General features: G+C 73.0%; 3 protein-coding genes. 1 reads left to right on the forward strand and 2 read right to left on the reverse strand.

From position 1 onward, the window contains the following. Positions 1 to 140: 140 nt before the first annotated feature. The gene (gene dacB, locus ACFWJW_RS37495) at positions 141 to 1715 is read right to left on the reverse strand and encodes a D-alanyl-D-alanine carboxypeptidase/D-alanyl-D-alanine-endopeptidase (protein WP_387249862.1); all 1575 of its coding nucleotides are present in this window, start codon (positions 1713 to 1715) and stop codon (positions 141 to 143) included. 86 nt (positions 1716 to 1801) lie between these two features. Here dacB and ACFWJW_RS37500 point away from each other — a divergent pair, with 86 nt between their 5' ends. Next, on the forward strand, positions 1802 to 2296 hold the full coding sequence (locus tag ACFWJW_RS37500) for an inorganic diphosphatase (protein WP_018090094.1): 495 nt from the start codon (positions 1802 to 1804) through the stop codon (positions 2294 to 2296). A gap of 154 nt (positions 2297 to 2450) precedes the next feature. Here ACFWJW_RS37500 and ACFWJW_RS37505 read toward each other — a convergent pair whose 3' ends face one another. After that, positions 2451 to 4202, reverse strand: coding sequence for a threonine/serine exporter family protein (locus ACFWJW_RS37505; protein WP_387249865.1), 1752 nt, complete (start codon positions 4200 to 4202; stop codon positions 2451 to 2453). Between the last annotated feature and the right edge of the window lie 229 nt (positions 4203 to 4431).

The following is a 4431-nucleotide window of genomic DNA, read 5'->3' on the forward strand; positions in this document are numbered from 1 at the left end:
GTGTCCGGACTGCTTCGCTTTACGTCCGGACACCCTGCCCCTCCGGCCCGTCCCCTCCCGTGGGGGGTGGGGAAAAGCGTGGTGGTGGGACCCCTCGGTGGGCCGGTCGGCCCCTTGTTGAGCCGAGGCGCTCTCCGGTCCTAGCGGCAACCGCAGTTGGCCACGGCTGAGGCCAGTTTGTCCAAGGCGTTCTGGGCCCCCTGGGGATCAGTGGTTCCGCTGGTCATGAACGAGAAAGCCAGAAGGCGGCCGTCGGCGTCGACGACCGTGCCGGCGAGGGTGTTCACACCGGTGAGGGTGCCGGTCTTGGCGCGTACGGCGCCGGCGCCTGCGCTCTGGCCCCGGTAGCGGTTGCTGAGGGTGCCGGTGAAGGCGGCCACCGGGAGGCCGGTGACGACGGGGCGCAGGGCCGGGTGGTCGGGCGACGAGGCGTGCAGCAGGAGGCGGGAGAGCAGGCCGGCGGTGACCTTGTCGTCGCGGTCCAGGCCGCTGCCGTCCTCGAAGACGGCGCCGGCCAGCGGGAGGTGCTCCCGCTGGAGGGCGGTGCGCACGGCCTTGCCGGCCCCGGCGAAGCTGGCCGGCTGCCGGGAGGCGAGGGCGGTCTGGCGGGCCAGCGCCTCGGCGATGTCGTTGTCGCTGAAGGTGAGCATCCGCTCGACGAGCGCGGACAACGGCAGGGAGTGCACGGCGGCGATCCGGGCGGCCTTCTTGGGGGCCTTGGCGCCCTCGGGGTCGCCGTCGACGGTGATGCCACGGTCGTGGAGCAGATCGGCGAAGGTGCCGGCCGCGGTGTGGGCGGGGTCGGTGTCGCGGGGGGCGGTGCCGTGCTCGGAGTCGTCGAGGCGGGCCTCGTCGGTCATCAGCGCGGTGACGGGGGCGATGTTCTCGTTCGCGCCGATGGGGTGCTGGACGGGGCCCGAGTAGGCGGCGGTGTCATAGCCCAGGCTGATCTTGGTGAGGTGGCGCTTCTTGAGGCCGCGGACGGTGGCGTCGGCGAGGGTGCGCAGGTTCGCGGGCTGTTCCTCGGCGCCGTGCCGCGGGGCGCGGGCGGTGAGGGTGGGGTCGCCGCCGCCGACCAGGACGAGACGGTTCTTGCCGGTCAGGACGACCGTGGTGTCGATGCGGTGGTCGGGGCCGAGCGCGGAGAGCGCGGCGACGGCGGTGGCGAGCTTGACGGTGGAGGCCGGGGTGGCGGCCTTGCCCTGGCCCTCGCCGAAGACCTCCCGGCCCGCGGCCACGTCCAGGACGGAAGCCGTCCGCAGCGGGCCGAGCGCCGGGTCCTTCAGCAGCGGGGCGAGCGCGTCGGCCAGCCCCGCGTCGGTGGGGCCGGGCGCCGCGCCACGGCCCGCGGGACCGGGCGCCCGGCCGCCGAGCGCGGGCAGCACGGGGGGTGCGCTGGGCGCCGGCCGGGCCTCCGGAGCGTGATGCTCGCCACTGGCACCGTCCATCTCGGCCGCCTCCGCCCGCTCGGCCGTACGCTGACCCGAGTCCCACGGCCCGGACGCCGCCACCGCGACGATCGCGACCGCCAGGCCGGTGGCTGCGGAGACCGCCGTCAGCCGCCAGGTCTGCTGGGTCTGGCGGGGTGTGGCCTGCCAGGTCTGCCGCGTGGCAGCGACCGCCGTCTGCGCCCACCGGACCGCCGCGTGCGTCGCCGCCCGCGCGGAACGTTCCGCCGACTGCCATCTGACCTGCCACTTTCCGGTCTCGGGCACCTCGGACCAGCCCCTTTCGCCACCACACACCTGCGTGGGGGACACTTAATCACCAGACGTATGTGTTGATCATGGAGGAGCCACCCGTGGAGTTCGACGTCACCATCGAGATCCCGAAGGGTTCGCGGAACAAGTACGAGGTGGACCACGAGACCGGTCGGATCCGCCTGGACCGTCGACTCTTCACCTCGACCAGCTACCCGGCCGACTACGGCTTTGTCGAGAACACCCTGGGCGAGGACGGCGACCCGCTGGACGCGCTGGTCATCCTGGACGAGCCGACCTTCCCCGGCTGCCTCATCAAGTGCCGCGCCATCGGCATGTTCCGGATGACGGACGAGGCCGGCGGCGACGACAAGCTGCTGTGCGTGCCCGCGTCCGACCCGCGCGTGGAGCACCTGCGGGACATCCACCACGTGTCGGAGTTCGACCGCCTGGAGATCCAGCACTTCTTCGAGGTCTACAAGGACCTGGAGCCCGGTAAGTCCGTCGAGGGCGCCAACTGGGTCGGCCGCACCGAGGCCGAGGCGGAGATCGAAGCCTCGTTCAAGCGTCTTGAGGCGCAGGGCGGCGCGCACTGACGCAGCGTCGTCGGCCCGGCGTCCGGCGGGGTTTCCCTGACCGTGGCGCCCGGGTCCGCGCGCGCTGATTTTCGTACGCGAACGGGCGGCACCCAGTCGGGTTGCCGCCCGTTCGTGCGTGCCGGGGCCGGGTCGGCGGCCCCGGCACGTCCGCTCAGAAGCCGCGGGTGCGCTTGGCGGCCCGGCGTACGCCGGCCTCCTCGACCCCGGGAGCGCGCAGGAACAGCCGGGCCACTTCGGCACCGAGGTTGACGCCCACGGCGATGGCGAGCGCCAGCGAGGCGGCCTGCACCAGGGAGGTGAGGCCCTCCGGCAGGTGGCCCTGGGCGAAGTTGAGCAGCCCGAAGTACGTGGCACTACCGGGCAGCAGCGGGCCGATGGCCGCGGTGACGTACGGCAGGGCCGACGCATAGCGGTAACGGGAGAGCAACTGGCCGAAGAGACCGACCAGTCCGGCCCCGATCGCGGTGGCGGGCACCGGGTTTATCTCGGCGACGTAGTGGAGGGCGCCGTAGACGACCCAGGCGACGCCGCCGTTCAGGGTCGCGAACGCCACGGTGTGCCGCTCCTGCTGGAGCAGCACGCAGAACGCCAGCGCCAGCAGCATGGACGCGGTGATCTGGACCAGCGGCTCGTTGTACGCCCCCAGCGCCTCCTCGGGGTTGAGCCGCCGGAGGCCGGGGTTCAGCTGGAGTCCGATGTAGAGCACGCTGAGGACGCCGACGACGATACCGACGATGAGGTAGCCGACCTCCAGCAGACGGGCGGCGGCGGTGATGTAGTAGCCGGTCAGCCCGTCGTGGACGCCGGCGACCAGCGCCCGCCCCGGGATCAGCGCGAACAGTCCACCGGTGATCACCGCGGACGCCTGCACATTGGCGTGCGCCAGACCGAAGGCGACGCCCACCGCAGCGGGCGGCATCGCCGCGACCACGAACTGGTAGAACTCCGGCAGCCCGCGCCCGGACGCGAGCCAGGCCAGCCGGTCGCCGAGCATCGAGCCGATCGCGGCCGCGAGGAACACCAGCATCCCGCCGCCGACCAGCATGGAGGCGGCACCGGACAGCAGCCCGGAGGCCACCGTCAGCGCCCAGCTCGGGTACGGGTGGCGGTTACGGCGGATCTCGGCGAGGCCGCGGTACGCCTCTTCGAGGGTGATGCCCTCGGAGGTGATGTCGTCGACGAGCCGGAACACCGCGGACAGCCGGGTGTAGTCGACGCCGCGGCGCCGTACCGTCCGGCTGGCGGTGACCGGGTCGTCGACCAGCGACGGCTGGTAGGAGATCGACAGCAGGGTGAAGGTGACGGTCGGCTCGACCCGCTCCAGCCCGTACGCGTGCGCGACGCCGAACATCGCGGCCTCGACGTCCTCGGCGCCCTCACCGCCGGCGAGCAGGATCTCGCCGATACGGAGCGTCAGGTCGAGTACGCGGGGGACGGCCGGGCCGGTGTCCTCGTCGCCGCGCTCCAGGCGCTCGGGGACCGGGCGCTCGTGGACCGGCATCCGGAGCATGGTCCGCATCCGGTCCTGCCAAGGGGCTTCCTTGGTGAGGCTGACGGCGGGGATGCCGTGCGGCGGGGTGAAGGCGACGCTCATCGCCGTGGCGCCCACGGGGGCGGGCAGCGGGGTCTGGCCGGTGGTACTGCTCGGCGGGGTGAAGGCCGAGCCCTCCTGCTCGGCCGGCGCCTCCGGGCGCAGCCCCGGGGGCAGCGCGAACTCGGAGGTGGGGTGCTCGTCCTCGGGAAGCGGCGGATAGGGCACGCCCAGGGGCGGAGTGAAGGCGCTGTGGGCCTCGTCCGACTGGGGCTTGCGGTCCTCGTGACCGGTCTGATCCGAGGCACCACTGCCGCCACCGCTGCCGTTCGTACGCTGGCCGCGCTGGCCGCGCTGTGGGTCCGACACCACGGGTCTTCGCTCTCCTCGTAAGCCTCCTGACGGATGTCAAGGACACGATGCCTGATGAGGATGCGGGGCGCTTGCATGGGGGCCCACGTTTTCGGCTGTCCCGCCGTGGGTGTTGCTCGCCGTTGCGCCTGCGGCGGGCCGGGCCGCGGCGCGGGGCTGTCGGGGTGCGGTGACGGGCCGGAGGGGCAGGGGTGTGGGACTGCTTCGCTTTACGTCCCCACCCCTGCCC

This window comes from Streptomyces sp. NPDC127097 (assembly GCF_042724075.1).
Classification (GTDB): domain Bacteria; phylum Actinomycetota; class Actinomycetes; order Streptomycetales; family Streptomycetaceae; genus Streptomyces.